Origin of the sequence: Clostridium sp. BSD9I1, assembly GCF_900185645.1 — a bacterium.
In the GTDB taxonomy this organism is placed as follows: domain Bacteria; phylum Bacillota; class Clostridia; order Clostridiales; family Clostridiaceae; genus Clostridium_AK.
The window spans coordinates 274,775-290,826 of record NZ_FYAM01000027.1; the positions used below are offsets into that span (position 1 = coordinate 274,775).

Below are 16,052 nucleotides of genomic sequence, written 5' to 3' on the forward strand. Positions count from 1 at the left end.
AAAAAAGAAAATTTTTTATAAAAAAGTAATATATGACGAACTAATGCACTCAAGATTACGTACATATATTATGAAAAAATAAAAAATTGGTTATCTATTAAAAAAAATGAATGATTAGTGTAGAAATGCAAAATAAACTATGCTATAATAAACCTTAAGTCAATTGGAATAATTAACCTTTATAATTTACAATAGTTACATTAGTTAGTAAAATATTTAAATATATTTTAACATATAAACAATTTTACTTAATTTGAGGAGGTTATCTTTAATGAAAAAGAGAAACAGAGCACTAGCTAGTGCTACAGTACTTAGCTTAGTATTAACTTCAACAGTTACAGCAACAAATGTACAAGCGGCTGCTGAGGTTACAAGAGTACCAGGAGCTAACAGAGAAGCGACAGCAATGGAAGTTGCAAAACAAGCATTTGGAACTGCTGAAACAGTAGTTTTAGTTAATGGATATGGATATGCAGATGCAGTAAGTGCAACACCACTTGCTAAAGCATTAAATGCTCCAATATTATTAACTAACAAAGTTGATGCACCAACAGCTGAATTAACAGCTACATTAGCTACATTAGGAGCTAAGAAAATAGTTATCGTTGGTGGAGAAGGTTCAGTTACTAAAGCAATGGCAGATGCTTTAGATGCTAAATATGAAGTATCAAGAATAGGCGGAGTTTCCAGATACGAAACTAACGCAAATGTAGCTAAAAGAGTTTTAGAATTAACAGGTAAAAAAGCTGCAGTTCTTGTAAATGGACAAGATGGATATGCTGATGCTTTATCAGTAGCATCTATAGCTGCAACTAAAGGAATACCAGTATTATTTGGAAACAAAAATGAAGTTCCAGCAGCAGTTAAGACTGTAGCTGCAGGACTTGACATGGTAGCAGTTGGTGGAGCAGGAGTTTTACCAGCATCTGTTTTAAAATCAGTTGATGCTGAAAGAGTAGCAGAAGGTGTTAACAGATTTGAAACTAACTTAGCAGTATTAGATCACTTTAAAGGTGACTTAAAATTAGAAAATATATATGTAGCAGCAGGTGGAGCAACAGGTACTCAGTTTGCTGACGCACTAGTTGCATCCGCAGCAGCAGCAAAAGTAGCAGCACCAGTTGTATTAACTGGAGCAGGAGCTAACGCTACAGCTGTAGAAAAAGCTAATAACTATATCGAAAAGAATATAACTGATAAAACTAAAGTTACTGTAATTGGTGGAACTGGATCAGTTTCAGAAGCTATATTCAATGACTTAAAAGAAATAGTTGATCCAAATTCAAACCCAGACACTACAAAATTAGCTGTTAAAGAAGCAAAAGCTGCTTCAGTAAATACTTTCAAAGTAACATTTAATAAAGCAGTAACAGATACTAGCAAAGTTGCATTTGAAGTTAAGCAATCAACAAATCCTGTAACTGTATCAGTTAACTGGAATGATGCTAAGACTGAAGCTACATTAGCTAAATCATCAAACTTTGCAATGGGAGATTATACAGTTAATGTAAAAAATGATGGAACAGACCTTGGAACATCAAAGGTAACTGTATCAGAACAAAAAATAGCTAAAATCGAAATAACTTCTACTAAATTAGGGGTTACTAATGTAAATGGAGTTCAAACTGGATATGCTACTTATAAAGTATTTGACCAGTATCAAAATGATATTACAAACTCAGGTTTAGCTAATAATATACAATTCCAGAGCGGTGTTGGTACTATTACACCATCAAAAGGATTACTTAAGATACAACCATCTAATGGTATAAACCTTATGACATTTACTTCAGGAGTAGTAATAACTGCTACTGATACAACTAGCGGAGTTTCAACAACTGCAAACTTAGCTGTAACTTCACAGGTTGGTACATTAAGTGATATAACATTAACAAAATTAACAAATGCTGAAGGTAAAGAGTTAACTGCTGGGGATATTTCAACTGTATTCTATGCTGAATATACAGCTACAGATATCAGTGGAAACCCAACAAGAGATTATACTCTTATGAAACAAGGTTTAATATTACAAAATGATGATTATTTAACAACATCAAGCCCATATGTAAAAGCTCAACTTGTACAGGATCCTGCAGATTCAACAAAAGGAGTAATAGAAGTAAGAGCTACTGAGGATGCAGTTTCAATAGAAATGCCAGTTGTAATTACTGCTATGACTTGGACAGGTAAGACTTCACAAATAAATACTACATTAAAGAAACAAGCAGAAGTTGATACGTTTACATTATTTGCTCCAAGTGAGTCAATAGCTTCTGATGAATCAAAAGAAATTCCATTTATAGCAAAAGATCAAAATGGAAATGAAATCACAAAATACAGTGATTTAAATGATAAGGTTGATCTTCAAGGAGCATATTTTGAAAGACAATCTGATGGAACTGCTAAAGTAAAAAATGACAAAGTTATTAATAATGGAACAAATCCTATACCTCATGTTATATCAGCAGTTACAAAAACAGGTCATTACAGCAGTATAACTGTAAATATTCAAAAACCAGCTATAGCTGATGAATTAAAATTAGATACTGCAATATTGAAGAGCATTATGCAAGCTCAATCAGTAGCTGGAAATGGTGCAACTCAAAGCATTGACTTTGGATGGGATAATGGCGGATTAGCTGTTAAAGATCAATATGGTAGAGATATTGATATGACTACACTTGATAACCACGACTATAAGGTTGTAGCATCATCAACTAATTCAGCAGTTATAAAATTAAACAGTACTGAAGCAACTACAGGACAAACTAATATAGCTATCCAAGCAGTTGGAGTAGGTTCAGCAACAGTTAAATTTGAATTAAAGGATGCTTCAGGTAAGGTTATAGATACAAAATCACAAGTATTTACAGTTTTAGCTGATAAAGATATCAAAGATTACACAATTGATACAGTAGCTAAACCTATATATGTTGTTAATACAAAGGGTAGCAGCGTAACTGATGCAGAAGCTGAATACAAAGCTAATCCAAAAGTTTACGGTACAACATCTACAGGAGCTAAGGTTGTATTAAGAGGTAACGCAGTAGAAGGAGCAACTGTTACTAATGATGACTTTACAGTATTCAGTGGTGCAGAAGGTGGAAATTATAAATCAGTAAAAGTTGTAGCTAACAAGTTAGACGATTTAGCAAAGACTGGTTCAAGCACAACTTTAACAGTAACAATTTTAGGTGCTGATGGACTTATACACACAGTAACTACTGATATTGCTTCCTCAACTGAAAAACCAAAAGCTGTTTCTATGGACGCATATGTAGAAACTTCTGTTCTTGGTATTTCAAGAGATGGAGATGTAGTAACACTAGCACCACAAGGTAGATCTTATGCAGATTTATTAGGAAATAACTTAACAAAATATGATCCAGCAACAGGAGCTAAATCAAAACAAAATGTTTACTTCTGCCCTGTTGATCAGTATGGAAAAGAAGGTTCTGAATTATCAAGAGTAGCAATTGTTGAGGCAGAAACTACACGTGTAGACGGTTCAACATTCGCAGTAGATAAGACTGGTAAGATAACTGGAACTGCAATGAAGGGTGATGAAATCACAATTACTGGTGTAACTTCTAATGGTCTTATAAAGACAATTAAGTTAGTATTTGCTGGTAACCCAACAACAACAACTCCATCAATTCCATCAGCAACAAAGCCAGCAATTACACTTTCAGCTGATAGTGATAAAGTTGTTGTAGAAAAAAATGCCACAGATGCAACAAAATATGATGTAGATTTAACTGCAGTAGCAGGAACAGCAACATTTGATGAGCTTTCAATGGAAGTTCCAACTACTACAGCTCCAGAAACTATAAAAGTTACATTTAAAGGTATTACTAAGACAGTTGCTTTTGATTATGAAAATGGAAAAGTTTCTGTAGATGCAGCTCAATTCCTAGGAGATGATACTTCAGTAGATGCTTTAAAAGCAGTTGTTGGAAACAGTGCAGCTATAAACATTACTTTAGGAAATGCTTTCGGAACTACAACTTATACAGTTAACTTAAAACTTCAATAAGAAGCTGACTTCTAATAGTAAGTCTTAGTTATAACGGTATAAATAAAATTAAAAGAGAGGGGTAACCGCAAGGCTATCCTTCTCTCATGTAAATAAATGAACGGATTAAACAATTTATAATTGTAAACTCAACATATCAAAACTAAGTCACATCAAAGTTTCATAAAATAGTCAGGCCATATACTGGCTGAAAAAGTAAATAATCAAATCATAATTATAGAGTATCTGTCAAAGGGTACTCTACTCTTCTTTTTTGTATTAAATGAAATGTAAATAAAAGAAAGATAAGTTATAGTGTTATTATAGATAAGGATAGAGTGAAGCTTTTAAGGAAAATAATAAGAAGTTTAAAGCTTTAATTAAATTAAAACTTTAAACTTCTGAAAAATGAAAATATGCTCTTTTGTATTAAGTTTATTACTTTGAAGTGACAACTAATATTACGTCTTTATCCATCTTTTGAATTATAATATTTGCTACATGAGCATCCTTTTTAGCTGCAATACTAAAGTGTTTTTTACCATCAGTAATAGTCCAACCATCTTTTTTTAAGGTATCTTCAAAATATTCATAAACTTTAACATCAGTTGTATTTTCGATTTTATATTTTGCATTGGCAAGTGGTGCTTTTTCACTTGCTTGGGTAAACTCCATTAATTTTGCTTCCTTATATGAAGGAAAATGTGTAATTTCTTTTGAGTAGTCTACTTTGGAGACAACAGTAGATTTGGGTTTGGTATCATTAGCAGTATTAGTGTTTTTGCCACTACAGGAAACTAAAGATGTTGATATAATAATTCCTGTAATAATGCAGCAAAACTTCTTCATAAAAATCACCTCATAAATATTTTATTGAACATAAATATCTTACTATATTATAGTGGAAATATCAAGCAATGGCATGTAATGAGAGGATAGGTGCCTTTTATTCTAATAAATTATATGGTATAATAATTTTTATATAACTAAATTTATGGATAAATAAAATTATGTTCGGCAAAGAAAGGAAAATTCACTTATGAGTAATGATAATCAGAAGAGTTTTAAAGACACAATTGTTATAGATGGCAGTATAAGTAATAATTCTAATGGTGCGATCACTATTGGTATAAGCGACTCGAATAACCAAAGTTCAAATGATAATTCCGTTTATAAAATATCAGAAGATGGAAAGGTAATATTTAATGCAATACTTAGTAATTTAGATAATTTAACAGAGAATCAATTAAAAAATGAAAAACCAAGAGAAATATTGATAAATGAATTAATCAATTATGGATTTGAGAAAATACCAGTTGAGTTAAATGAAGTTCAGCTTAGAAATATTTTGGAGTTTTCAATAATTAAGGTGATAAAAAATGTTCAGTACGGACAAATTTATCCTTTTAGTGTTGAAAAAGCTAATAATGGTGATTTGATAATTACACTATTAATGTATAATTCAAGTGCACTTTCATTTGCCATGGATGCGCTTCCAATTACATTAACAGATGCAAATAATAAGATTGTTTTTTCTGATTTGGTTAATTTAAATAAATCAGTTAGTCCTAAAAAGACGGGTATATATTATATTAAGATTAATAAAGATGCTTTAAAAGAAGATAATATTAATTTATTAACGTGGAGTATCGCTTTTGAGGTAGAGTAGCATAAGCGTTAAAGTTTATATATAAATAATTATTAAAAGCTAAAAGGGCTGTAACTTCTAGTATGGATGAAGTTACAGCCCTTATTTATTAAATAGTGTTGATAAGTTTAATAATACTAGTGAATATATGTAAGTTATTATGTTTATTAAAAGAAAATTAATTTGTTAGATAAATTGGGAAATATTGAACTATTATGATATGTATGGTATTATGAATGTTATGAACAAATTATTTTAATGCTTAATTTAGTAAATAGATTCCTTGGATTTTATAAGATAAGGATAATTTATATTAATTAAATTATTGATAGGAAAGGGAAATTATAATGAATAAAAAAAAGTTACTGACTTTACTCATTACCGGGCTAATGATGCTTTCTAGTATTAACGTTATAGCAGCTAATAATAACGATAATACAAATACCTTGGATATTGAAAAGACTGCAATAGAGACAATTAAAAATTCTCAATCAGTTAAAACATTAAACAAAAGAATGGAAAATGCTCAAAAGCAATATTTTGACGTACAATCTGCTGCTCAAATGGCAATAGCTAGAGGTATTAGTTCAGTGCAATTGATAATATATAATCCTATAGATGCACGAAATGCACTTAATCAATTTATAACTAGCCAGCAGACTACTACTAATTCAGTAAGAAATGATGCATATTCAAAATACATAACTCTTTTAAAAGCAAATTATGCAGTGAGTATTCAAAGTGAACTGAACAAAAGCTTAGCAAAGGATAACGAAAATGCTCAGGTGAAGTTGAATAAGGGCTTAATATCTCAAAACGATGCAAGACTTATAGAAATAAATTATTTAAAATCTAAGTATCAGTTGAGTAGTGCTGAAAAAAACCTTGATTCAGCTTATATGATCATTAACTTGGCAATGGGTGAGGATATATCACAGAGGTACACAGCGTTAATTGATGATAATATAGTACCTACTGCAGAAATTAAATCTTTAGATGATTATGTAAAAGCTGCAGTAGCTAATAGGGGAGAAATAGTTAATGCACAGAATATGCTAGACTCAAAGAAAGAAAAATTTACTTATGATAAAGCTACTTATCGTACTGATTATGATAATTATATTGAAAAAACTCAGTATGATATTGATAGAGCTCAAAATGATTTAGAACAAGCTAAAATAGGTGTTGAATTAGAGATTAATAATGGATACAAGAATCTTCAAGAATATATGAAGACCGCAGAAAGTCAGCAAATTAATTATGATCTTGCAAAATCAAACTATGAATCAGCAAAAGTAAGATATGATAATGATATGATTACGTTAAATGAACTCCAAGATGCGCAAATTGCAAAAGCTCAGGCACAGATCAATCTTAAAAATGCACAATTAGATGCATGGCTAGGACAAGCAAAAATGGACAATGCTTGTGGTATTGGGCCTGGATTAAAATAATTTAAGAGGTGAGTATATGAAAAAGAAATTTATTATTTCTATGGCATTGGTAATGACAGCGGCACTTTCATTTCCTATATACGTATCAGCAGATAGTTATAGCAATGGAACTGCATCAAATTCAAAAGCAATAACTACTGCAAATACGGGAGTAAATACTGAAATAAATAAAACCAATACATCTGCATCTGAATCTAATACGCCTTCAAAATTAAACCTTTCATTAGAAGATGCACTAGGACGTGTGGAAAATACATATAACCAAATAGTACTTGATGATAGATATATTGAAGTTTTAGGAAAACAATATGAAAAAGCATTAGCCTATCAAAAGACTATAAAACAAAATATGAGTAACCCTATGGAAGAAGATGACGCAAAGACCTTAAAATTAAATGTACCTGTTGCTCTATATAACTTAAATAACAAAAAACACGAAAGAGAAGTCAATTTAAAAACTGCTAAAGTAACGATAATTTCTGAATATCAAAGTATACTTGCAGCACAGCTTAATATAGATTGTATAAATGAAGAAATGACAAAGCTGCAAAAAGAAATAGATTCAATAAATGCAAGAATTAAGGTAGGGATGGCCACAGACTCTGATGTCAAACAGGCTGAAGCTGCAATGTCAACATATAAGGCAAGAATCAGCTCTGCACAAAGTAATATGAAATCAGCAATGATTTCCTTAAAAAATGATTTAGGAATTAATCTTAACACTGAGATAACATTGACTTCAAAGCCCATTGAGTATGCAAAATTTAATGATGCAGATCTTGATAAAAGGATAAATACAGCAGTAGAAAATAGTTATAAAATAAAGTCACTAAAAGAGCAAATTGAAAATACTCAAATTGAATATGAAATTTATGATAGATATTCAAATGTTAATAAGGATTCAACAGAAATTACTATTGAGGCTCTAAAGAATCAACTAGAGCAGACACCGAATGCCATAAAAGTTCAGATTAAGACTCAATATAATGCTTTAAAGTCTCTAGAAAGTGTTATAAAGGCTGATAAACTAAGCATAGAATCTGCTGAGATAAGTTTAAATATTGCACAAAAAAATTACAAGGTAGGACAAAGTACTTATTTAGATGTGTTAAGTGCAGAACTTCAGCTTTCTAAGGCAAAGAATGCATTACAGCAAGATATAATTTCATATATGACTGCAGCACAAGGGCTTGAAAATAGTTTAGAATTACAATAGGAAATTAGATTACCCTGATAATTAATATGAATACCTTATTTCAAAGTGTATTTTATTAATTATTAGGGTATTTTATTTTGAGGAGGTATTATAAAATAAGTGTATTTATATAAGTAATATATTCAATATTGCCCTTCAGAAATATTAAATAGATTCGTTAATATAATTAAAGAATATTTAAAAATCATGGAGGGATTAGATATGAATAAAAAAATACTTCTAAGCTTAACTACATTTGCAGCATTAACTTTTTCAACAAGTGTTTTTGCAGCGGAAGAGGTTACTCTGAAGGAGGAAGCAGGAATTACGCCGGATAGTATATTTTATCCAATTGATACGTCCTTAGAAGGCTTAGAGGTTAAGTTTTCATTAAGTGATGAGGCAAGGATAGAAGAACTAGCGGCTCAAGCACAAGAAAGACTTGGAGAAAGTGAGATAATGTTTGAAGAAGGTAATACCGAACTCGGTAGTGAAGCTTTGGAAGCATATAATGACAAGATGGGCGAAGCTACTGAGGCTCTTGAGACAGTGCTGGAAACTGCTGAAGCTGAGATTAAAGAGGAATTTGAAAATAGTGAAGTAGTAATAGAAGAATCAGGAGAGATAGCAGAGCCAGAGGAAGAAAACGAACTAGAAAAATTAGAAGAAATAGTACAGGATGCACAGGAAGAGTCTTTAGAGGTTTTAGAAGACCTAGAAGATGAAGCAGGTGAAGATACACAAGAGGTTATTTCTGATGTTGTAGAAATGCAGACAGCAAAAAAGGAAGCTGTTAAAGCTATGGTTGCACAAAGACATAAACTTAATGCATCAAGAAAGGCTATGAATAAAGCTAAGGTTGCTTTAATGAAAGCTAAAAAATCAGCTGATGAGGCAGCTATTGCAGCAGCTCAGACAGCATTAGATGAAAGCAAAGCTATTTATGAAGCAGATAAAGTAGCTATGGTAGAAGTGTTTGAAAAGAAACAAGCTGCCGTAAAGGGTCAGCCTAAAGAAGTGGTAGATGGTAGTGAGGAAGCAGTAGAAGAAACTGATGGAAGTACAGAAGAACAAGATAAAATAGGCGAAGTAACAAACGGAGAGACAGCTGAATTAGATAAGCCGGTAGAAGAAACAGAAGGGACTGCAGTAAAAGCTTCAATAACAAAAGCTGCAGAGCAACAATTACAATCACAAGTAACATCAACTAAAGAGGTAAAAAAGGTTAAAGAACCTGTGAATAAAGTAAAGGAAATAAAAGTTAAAGCTCCAGAAAATAAAAAAGCAAATGTAAATATAGAGGAGAAAAAACAAGACAAGCCTAATAATAATTCTCAAGAAAAGAGAGAAGAAAAATCTAAGCCAGAAGTTACTCAATCACAAGTAGTTGAAAAAGAAGCTGTATCAGAAGAAACTTCAACTAATAAAGGTAATGGAAATAATAAAGACAGTGAGAAAAATCAAAAAGATGAAAAAGATGTAAAAGACGAAAAAAATGAAAAAAGTGAAAAAAGTGAAAAGAAACAAGATAAGCAGGATAAAAAGGAAAGTAAAGAAAAACAAAATAAGAACAAATAAATTAATGGGGCCAGACCCCTGGGTAAAAATCCCAGGGGTCTGGTCCCAAACTACATTTGTAGTATGAAAAATGTAGCAATTATTGATGCTCCAACGGACAACACCATATTTCCCTTAAACCAAGATAAAATTCCTCCAAAGACAAGACCTATAAAGGTTGCCACAAGCATGCTGCCATCTAAATCTATAAGTCCTTTAACAATTATAGTGCTTAAAGCAGTATAAGGAATATAAGTTAAAAACCTTCTAAGCAGAGGATTTAACTCTCTATTTGTTAATGTAATCAAAGGCAGCAGTCTAGGTATGTATGTAACGGCTGCCATACCTAATATAAGAGGTAAATAACTCTTCATATTGTAGCCTCCTTTGTCTCGTCTTCCATTAATCTTTCATGTGATGATAAATCCTCATCTTTACATTGCTCTTCGTCTTTAAAGATCATAACTCCAAGTGCTGAGGCTAGTATTATAGTAGTAATAATGCTCCAAGATTCTGGAACAATATTGAAGTGGGAAACTACTACATATATAATACCTGAGAGAATTGATAAAAATACTACATTTAAAGATTTTTTCATTTCAGGAATGAGTATTGATAAAAACATAGCATACAGTGCTACTCCCAGGCTGCTTTGCACAGTTTCAGGTAAAATAGACCCTACTAAATACCCCAGTACAGTGCCGCCTACCCAAGAAGCATATGCCATACCTTCTAATGCAAGTATAAAAGGTAGAGTAAGCTTCTTATTATTTAAGGATGCTATAGAAAAGGATTCATCTGTAACTCCAAAAGCAATTAAAAATAACCATTTTCTTTTGACACCCTTAAGGCGCATGGACAAAGCAGCGCTCATCATAAAGTGACGTAAATTTAATAAAAATACGGAAAGTATAATGCTTCCTGCGGAAATGCCAGCTTGTATAAGCCCCAATGCTAGAAACTGACTTGACCCAGCAAAGACTACTGAAGAAAATAAAAAGCTGTCTTTAAAAGAGACATTCATGGATTTTGCAAGTAATCCAAATGCCATAGCCACCGGAATGTATCCAATAACAATAGGCAGTCCTGAAATAAATCCCTCCTTTAAATTAGTGGAATGTTCACATTCCAAGTTTTGTACTTCCATTTTGAATAAGCCCCCTGTCTATTATTAATTTTAATTTGGTATGTTAATATTATACAATATCATATAATGATAATAAAGAAAAGGAGTTGCCACAAAGGGGCCAGACCCATGGGTATAAATGGAAAAATCGCAACTGAAGGGCCAGACCCCTGGATAAAAATGGAATGGAAAATGTAAATAATAATTTGTGGTGGTGAAGGTGATGGAAGATGAATCATTATTAAAGTCAATGCGAGAAATTGCAGATGAAAATTTAGGATCTATGATTCAAAGGCTGGAGAGTATAGACTTAAGACTGGCTAATATTGAATTAAGGTTGGATGAAATACAAGAAACACAGGAAGATATTGAATCAAGATTAGATCAGATAGAATCAAGGCTGGATAACATCGAAGAGGAGTTAGACGAGTTAACTTAAAGTCAGAGGTAAGAAATTGCCTCTGATTTTTATTATTAATTTAAATTGCAACCATAAAGTTGGCCGTAAGATTCATCGATAATTTAAGATAGAGCAATTTGGAAAAGTAATCTACGAATTGGGGTGAAAGTATGAAAAGGATTGTTAACAAAAAAAGCTTAAAGTTATTTTATACTATTATAGTGGTATTTTCTATATGTGTTACGATTTTAGCAAACAACACAGTTTTAGCTAAACAAGATAAAATTTTTTCAAATGGTAATATAGATACTGATAAAACTCAGTGGACAGTTAAATTTAAAGGAAAGATTGATAAGAAATCAATAAATAATGATACATTATATGTCATAAAAGAAAGTACTAACGAAAAGATTTCTTGCTCATATTCATTTCCGGATTTAAGTACTATAATTGTTAAACCAAAATCAAAGCTAATTGCTGATGAAGAGTACTCAGTAATTGTTACAAATGAAATTAAGGATAGTAACAAGAGAAGTATTAAGTTTTCAGCTAAGAAATCCTTTAATGTAAAGGAAGCTAAAAAAATAAAGGAAATTGGTACAATTGATATGGTTGATGTAGCGCAGGGCCAGCAACCTGATTTTCCAAAACAAGTAGAAGTAATATATAATGATGGCAGTTTAGGATATGTAGATGTAACTTGGAACTCCGTTAATACAAGCGCTGTTGGAGTGAAAACAGTTACAGGTAAAATTGAAAATTCAACTTTAAAGCCTAAAATTAAAGTTGAGGTTAAAGATGCGGTATATATATATACTACAGATTTAGAATATTATTCATACCTAGGTGCCTATAAGATAAAAGTTAAGGTATCTTCAGAAATATATAGTGTGACTTTAAATGGCAAAAAAATGAATTATGAAGGTGATAATATTTATAGTTTAACTACGATACTATCACAAGGAAGTAAGATTAGTATAAAGGCCTATAATATCAATAATACTTTAATTGATACAAGTGAACGAAAAATTAATTAGTTTAAGATAAGGAGGGACAAGGTATGTTAAGGAGATATTACAGCAGTGTAATAGGAAAATTTATTATAAGTTTAATCTTTCTACTATCCTTTGTAACCATTCAGGCTGTTGCTTTTTCATCAGTAGCTAAAGCAGCGGTGCCTTATACGTATACTTTGAATAAGACAAGTGATGGAAATATAATAACGCTTACTTTTGACAGTGGAATGACTGTAAATTCTGTTGAAGCTTCTCAAATTCCAATCAAAGCAGCAATAAGAACAACAGATGATGTTGAGTTAATGAAGCCGCTTGCTATTAAAAATATAGTTAAAGTAGATTCAAATACAGTTGCAATTACTGTTGGTGATTTAGATCCAAAGATGATAAATTATGAAATGAAATTAGAACCAGGAGTTATAAACTTTGCCAGCTATATACAACTTGTAACTTTTACAATCCCATTTTCATCAAGTGAATTTGGATACAGCTTTGGGGATGTATTTTTAACTCGAAGTAATGAAGACTATATTAATGACAATATACTTGAATATAATGAAACAGAGGATGTAAATGTATATATTCCTAAGAAGTATATAACTAAAATAGAGACAACTCATAAATATCAAGGAGGATTAAGTTCTGGCAAGGATAACCTCCCTGAACTTGCAGGTATAAATATACTGACAACTGTTGATGTTAAGAAGCTAATAGTAGACATAACTGATAAGGACGGAAACTCGATTATGTCAGCTAAAGTCCTAGTTCCTAGAAGTGATATTAAGGGATTCAATTTTGGACAAACTGGCTTAAATATTAAAAAATCAATAGAGTATAATGTGAATATCAAAGCATATGATTTTTATGGGAAGTTGTTAGAACAAACATCCATAATCCCTAGAGTCAAGGACAAAGATAAGGATTTTATCATAAACGATTATATAAATTCAAAGGCAACAAGCTTTAAAGCAGATAAAAGTATTGCATTATATGATCTTATGAAAAGCAAAAGTACTTTAAGCTCTATTTTAGAAAGCTTTATCGATAACCCTAATTCAATAAAGATTTTATGTAATAACACAATAGATTATCGTGTAATAAGTGTTGATGATTATGATGATACAGATGACATAAAAGGTGCATTAAATGACCTAATAGATGCATTAAATGACTATGAAGTTAAATATATTAAGTTTGAGAAAAGAGTGCCATTAGAGGCGCCATATCAAGGTTTGAACATAACAGGAAGAAATATTAAAATTGAAGGTAACGGCTCCAAAATAAAGGGCAATATAACAGTTGGCAGGGGTGCTAGTGATACAAATGTTTATGATATAAGGAATATCAAAGTAGACGGAGATTTAATTATAAGAAAATCAACTGCTGGTGGAGAGTGCAGGCTTGTAGATGTAGAAGCCACTAATATCATAATGGAAGATTAGAGGGTCAGGCACTTGGTTGGAAATTCCAGGCGCCTGCCCTCTAGGTTTATAAGGAAATTGCTTCGCTATTCACTTATAATTATGATATAATAAAACAAAATAATACATAGCGGCAAAGTGTAATATTGTTTATAGGGGGGATTACCAATGAAGAAGAAAAATTTAAGAACTATTTTAGGAGTTACTTTAGCAGGACTTATAATAGGAACTTCCTTTAACTTTTTGGGAGTAAAGGCTGCCAGCGTAGTTAGAGTAGGTGGTACCGATAGATATTCAACAGCCCAGGACTTAGCTAAGCAAACCTTTGGTACAAGCAGTAACGTAATACTTGTAAATGGAGAAGGATTTGCAGATGCAGTTAGTGCAACACCTCTTGCAAAACAGTTAAATGCTCCGGTGCTTTTAACTGAAGCAAAGACTCTATCCAGCGGAGTGCTTGATACTATAAAAACTCTGAAAGCTACGAATGTATGCATAGTAGGAGGAAATGGCGTTGTAAGTCCAGATATAGAAGATGAATTAAAAAAGCAAGGCCTTAATGTGGTTCGTTATGGCAGTGCTACAGGAACAAGATATACTACAAATGCTATTGTGGCAAAGGAAGTTATTAAAATAGCAGAAGTTAAAAAGGCGTTTCTTGTAAATGGAGCATTAGGCTATGCAGATGCTTTAAGCGTCTCTTCAATTGCTGCAACTATGAACATACCAGTACTTATAACAAGTTCATCTTCACTAGATCCTGAAGTTAAAAAGGTTATAACAGATAATAATCTTGAAATAATCGGAGTTGGAGGCAGTGGAGTACTGCCAGATGCTATATTAAAATCTGTAAATGGTACAAGAGCTGCTCAAGGGAAAAATAGGTTTGAAACAAATATAAATGTATTGACTAAATATAAATCCACAATGTCTCTTACTAAAATGTATGTAGCTGCTGGAGGCGCAGATTCAAAAGCGCAATTTGCCGATGCATTAGTATCATCAGCAGCGGCTGCAAAGGACGGATCAATGGTAGTTTTATCAGGACTTGGTGCAGGAAGTGAGGATATTACAAGAGCAAATTCATTCATAGGCAGTACAGTAGCTCAAGATACTCAAGTGAAAATAGTTGGAGGTACAGGAGTTATCACTAAGGATATCGAAACTCAAGTAAATACAGCAGTAGCAGAAGCAACAGGTGACTTAGAGGTAATTTCAATAGAGTAATGTAAAGTTTGATGAAATTATTTAAAATGTAATTGAAAATTACAAATTTTTGGAGGATTAACATGCAGGATAAAAATGCACTAGATATAAAACTTTCATTAGCACCAGAGGCGGAAATCGTAATGTCCGAAGTACAAAAGGATTACTTAGAAGAAGAAATGTCAGAAACAATTCCTCAAATAGAAAATGGGCAAGTCAATGTTTCAGGGGTGTATGCCTACAAGGATGGGGATAAGTGGGAAGTTAAATTTTATATAGTAAATGGATTAAATCAAGAAATTAATCTTGAAAAAGTGCCTTTTAAAATTATAAATTCAGCAGGAGAAGAAATAGCATATCAGGTATTTGACTTAAAAGAAATGGGGAATATTCCAGCTTGCTCAGCAAGACCAGGAAAAGTTTACTTTAATAATTGGAATGTATTTGTTGAGGAGATAAAGCATGATGATTGGAAACTTGTGTTTGACGAAAATATAAAACCTATAACTTATGAAGAATTTGAAATTGAAAATTTCTCTGAAGAGATGACAGAAAAAGATAAAAATGCATTCAATGAATTTTTAAGTAATATTCCTAAGATAAAAAAAGGACAGTTTTCAGCTGATGTATTTACAATGCTTCAATATAAAAATGGAGATATACTTATAACTTTAGTTTTTAGAAATGGAACAGACAAAGAAGCCTGTATTGAAAAACTTCCTCTTATATTAAAGGATGAAAATGGAGATATGATATTTTCAGCAGTTTATACACTGGAAGATTTCAAGGTAAGTTCACAAAAGGCAAAAATTTTAAGTATAGTAGTAAAGAAAGATATTTTATTGAAGCAAGAAATAGACTTAAAAAGGACAAAATTAATATTTGGCAATTAGTAATATATAGTTAAAAAATAGTTAATGAGTGATGAGATAATCGTAAGTATTAATGGATATTTCTAAAATTAAGATGCATCTTAAGGTAAGATGCATCCTTTTTTGGTGGCATCCGAGAAGT

At 31.8% G+C, this 16,052-nt stretch carries 13 protein-coding genes; 10 read left to right on the plus strand and 3 right to left on the minus strand.

Annotated features, from left to right (window positions below; genetic code table 11):
* The first annotated feature begins 271 nt into the window (after positions 1-271).
* Positions 272-4,036 carry a cell wall-binding repeat-containing protein gene (locus BSD9I1_RS18205; RefSeq protein WP_186431510.1) on the plus strand — a complete coding sequence of 1,255 codons (3,765 nt, stop codon included), beginning with the start codon at positions 272-274 and terminating at the stop codon, positions 4,034-4,036.
* Positions 4,037-4,453: 417 nt separating this feature from the next.
* On the opposite strand, the gene BSD9I1_RS18210 is transcribed toward BSD9I1_RS18205, so the two are convergent.
* Complete coding sequence (locus BSD9I1_RS18210) at positions 4,454-4,864, minus strand: hypothetical protein (protein ID WP_186431511.1); 411 nt, start codon at positions 4,862-4,864, stop codon at positions 4,454-4,456.
* A 190-nt stretch (positions 4,865-5,054) separates the two neighbouring features.
* Here BSD9I1_RS18210 and BSD9I1_RS18215 point away from each other — a divergent pair, with 190 nt between their 5' ends.
* The 4 genes from BSD9I1_RS18215 to BSD9I1_RS18230 all read left to right on the plus strand — a co-directional run bounded on the left by BSD9I1_RS18215 (position 5,055) and on the right by BSD9I1_RS18230 (position 9,890).
* On the plus strand, positions 5,055-5,684 hold the full coding sequence (locus tag BSD9I1_RS18215) for an SLAP domain-containing protein (RefSeq protein WP_186431512.1): 630 nt from the start codon (positions 5,055-5,057) through the stop codon (positions 5,682-5,684).
* 326 nt (positions 5,685-6,010) lie between these two features.
* Complete coding sequence (locus tag BSD9I1_RS18220) at positions 6,011-7,117, plus strand: TolC family protein (protein WP_186431513.1); 1,107 nt, start codon at positions 6,011-6,013, stop codon at positions 7,115-7,117.
* 16 nt (positions 7,118-7,133) lie between these two features.
* Complete coding sequence (locus tag BSD9I1_RS18225; protein WP_186431514.1) at positions 7,134-8,333, plus strand: TolC family protein; 1,200 nt, start codon at positions 7,134-7,136, stop codon at positions 8,331-8,333.
* A 201-nt stretch (positions 8,334-8,534) separates the two neighbouring features.
* Positions 8,535-9,890 carry a DUF5667 domain-containing protein gene (locus tag BSD9I1_RS18230; RefSeq protein ID WP_186431515.1) on the plus strand — a complete coding sequence of 452 codons (1,356 nt, stop codon included), beginning with the start codon at positions 8,535-8,537 and terminating at the stop codon, positions 9,888-9,890.
* Positions 9,891-9,940: 50 nt separating this feature from the next.
* Here the strand turns inward: BSD9I1_RS18230 and BSD9I1_RS18235 are convergent, their stop codons facing one another.
* The gene (locus BSD9I1_RS18235; RefSeq protein ID WP_186431516.1) at positions 9,941-10,243 is read right to left on the minus strand and encodes an AzlD domain-containing protein; all 303 of its coding nucleotides are present in this window, start codon (positions 10,241-10,243) and stop codon (positions 9,941-9,943) included.
* A complete protein-coding gene (locus BSD9I1_RS18240; RefSeq protein ID WP_186431517.1) occupies positions 10,240-11,016 on the minus strand; it encodes an AzlC family ABC transporter permease in 777 nt (258 codons plus the stop codon). The genes BSD9I1_RS18235 and BSD9I1_RS18240 overlap by 4 nt, the downstream gene beginning before the upstream one ends.
* A 202-nt stretch (positions 11,017-11,218) precedes the next feature.
* Between BSD9I1_RS18240 and BSD9I1_RS18245 the strand changes: the two genes are divergently transcribed.
* The 5 genes from BSD9I1_RS18245 (at position 11,219) to BSD9I1_RS18265 (ending at position 15,931) form a co-directional block, all read left to right on the plus strand.
* Positions 11,219-11,434 (plus strand): hypothetical protein, encoded by a 216-nt coding sequence (locus BSD9I1_RS18245; RefSeq protein ID WP_186431518.1) that lies wholly within the window; start codon positions 11,219-11,221, stop codon positions 11,432-11,434.
* 131 nt (positions 11,435-11,565) lie between these two features.
* Entirely contained in the window at positions 11,566-12,432 is an 867-nt protein-coding gene (locus BSD9I1_RS18250) for an Ig-like domain-containing protein (protein WP_186431519.1), read from the plus strand.
* Positions 12,433-12,455: 23 nt separating this feature from the next.
* Positions 12,456-13,853 carry a hypothetical protein gene (locus BSD9I1_RS18255; protein WP_186431520.1) on the plus strand — a complete coding sequence of 466 codons (1,398 nt, stop codon included), beginning with the start codon at positions 12,456-12,458 and terminating at the stop codon, positions 13,851-13,853.
* Between the two features lie 147 nt (positions 13,854-14,000).
* On the plus strand, positions 14,001-15,059 hold the full coding sequence (locus tag BSD9I1_RS18260; protein ID WP_186431521.1) for a cell wall-binding repeat-containing protein: 1,059 nt from the start codon (positions 14,001-14,003) through the stop codon (positions 15,057-15,059).
* 62 nt (positions 15,060-15,121) lie between these two features.
* Positions 15,122-15,931, plus strand: coding sequence for an SLAP domain-containing protein (locus tag BSD9I1_RS18265; RefSeq protein WP_186431522.1), 810 nt, complete (start codon positions 15,122-15,124; stop codon positions 15,929-15,931).
* Positions 15,932-16,052 lie beyond the last annotated feature (121 nt).

What these genes read in the sequence shown, in the direction of transcription:
- BSD9I1_RS18205 (WP_186431510.1), top strand. Translation starts at nt 272, where the DNA reads ATGAAAAAGAGAAACAGAGCACTAGCTAGTGCTACAGTACTTAGCTTA.
- BSD9I1_RS18210 (WP_186431511.1), bottom strand. Translation starts at nt 4,864, where the DNA reads ATGAAGAAGTTTTGCTGCATTATTACAGGAATTATTATATCAACATCT.
- BSD9I1_RS18215 (WP_186431512.1), top strand. Translation starts at nt 5,055, where the DNA reads ATGAGTAATGATAATCAGAAGAGTTTTAAAGACACAATTGTTATAGAT.
- BSD9I1_RS18220 (WP_186431513.1), top strand. Translation starts at nt 6,011, where the DNA reads ATGAATAAAAAAAAGTTACTGACTTTACTCATTACCGGGCTAATGATG.
- BSD9I1_RS18225 (WP_186431514.1), top strand. Translation starts at nt 7,134, where the DNA reads ATGAAAAAGAAATTTATTATTTCTATGGCATTGGTAATGACAGCGGCA.
- BSD9I1_RS18230 (WP_186431515.1), top strand. Translation starts at nt 8,535, where the DNA reads ATGAATAAAAAAATACTTCTAAGCTTAACTACATTTGCAGCATTAACT.
- BSD9I1_RS18235 (WP_186431516.1), bottom strand. Translation starts at nt 10,243, where the DNA reads ATGAAGAGTTATTTACCTCTTATATTAGGTATGGCAGCCGTTACATAC.
- BSD9I1_RS18240 (WP_186431517.1), bottom strand. Translation starts at nt 11,016, where the DNA reads ATGGAAGTACAAAACTTGGAATGTGAACATTCCACTAATTTAAAGGAG.
- BSD9I1_RS18245 (WP_186431518.1), top strand. Translation starts at nt 11,219, where the DNA reads ATGGAAGATGAATCATTATTAAAGTCAATGCGAGAAATTGCAGATGAA.
- BSD9I1_RS18250 (WP_186431519.1), top strand. Translation starts at nt 11,566, where the DNA reads ATGAAAAGGATTGTTAACAAAAAAAGCTTAAAGTTATTTTATACTATT.
- BSD9I1_RS18255 (WP_186431520.1), top strand. Translation starts at nt 12,456, where the DNA reads ATGTTAAGGAGATATTACAGCAGTGTAATAGGAAAATTTATTATAAGT.
- BSD9I1_RS18260 (WP_186431521.1), top strand. Translation starts at nt 14,001, where the DNA reads ATGAAGAAGAAAAATTTAAGAACTATTTTAGGAGTTACTTTAGCAGGA.
- BSD9I1_RS18265 (WP_186431522.1), top strand. Translation starts at nt 15,122, where the DNA reads ATGCAGGATAAAAATGCACTAGATATAAAACTTTCATTAGCACCAGAG.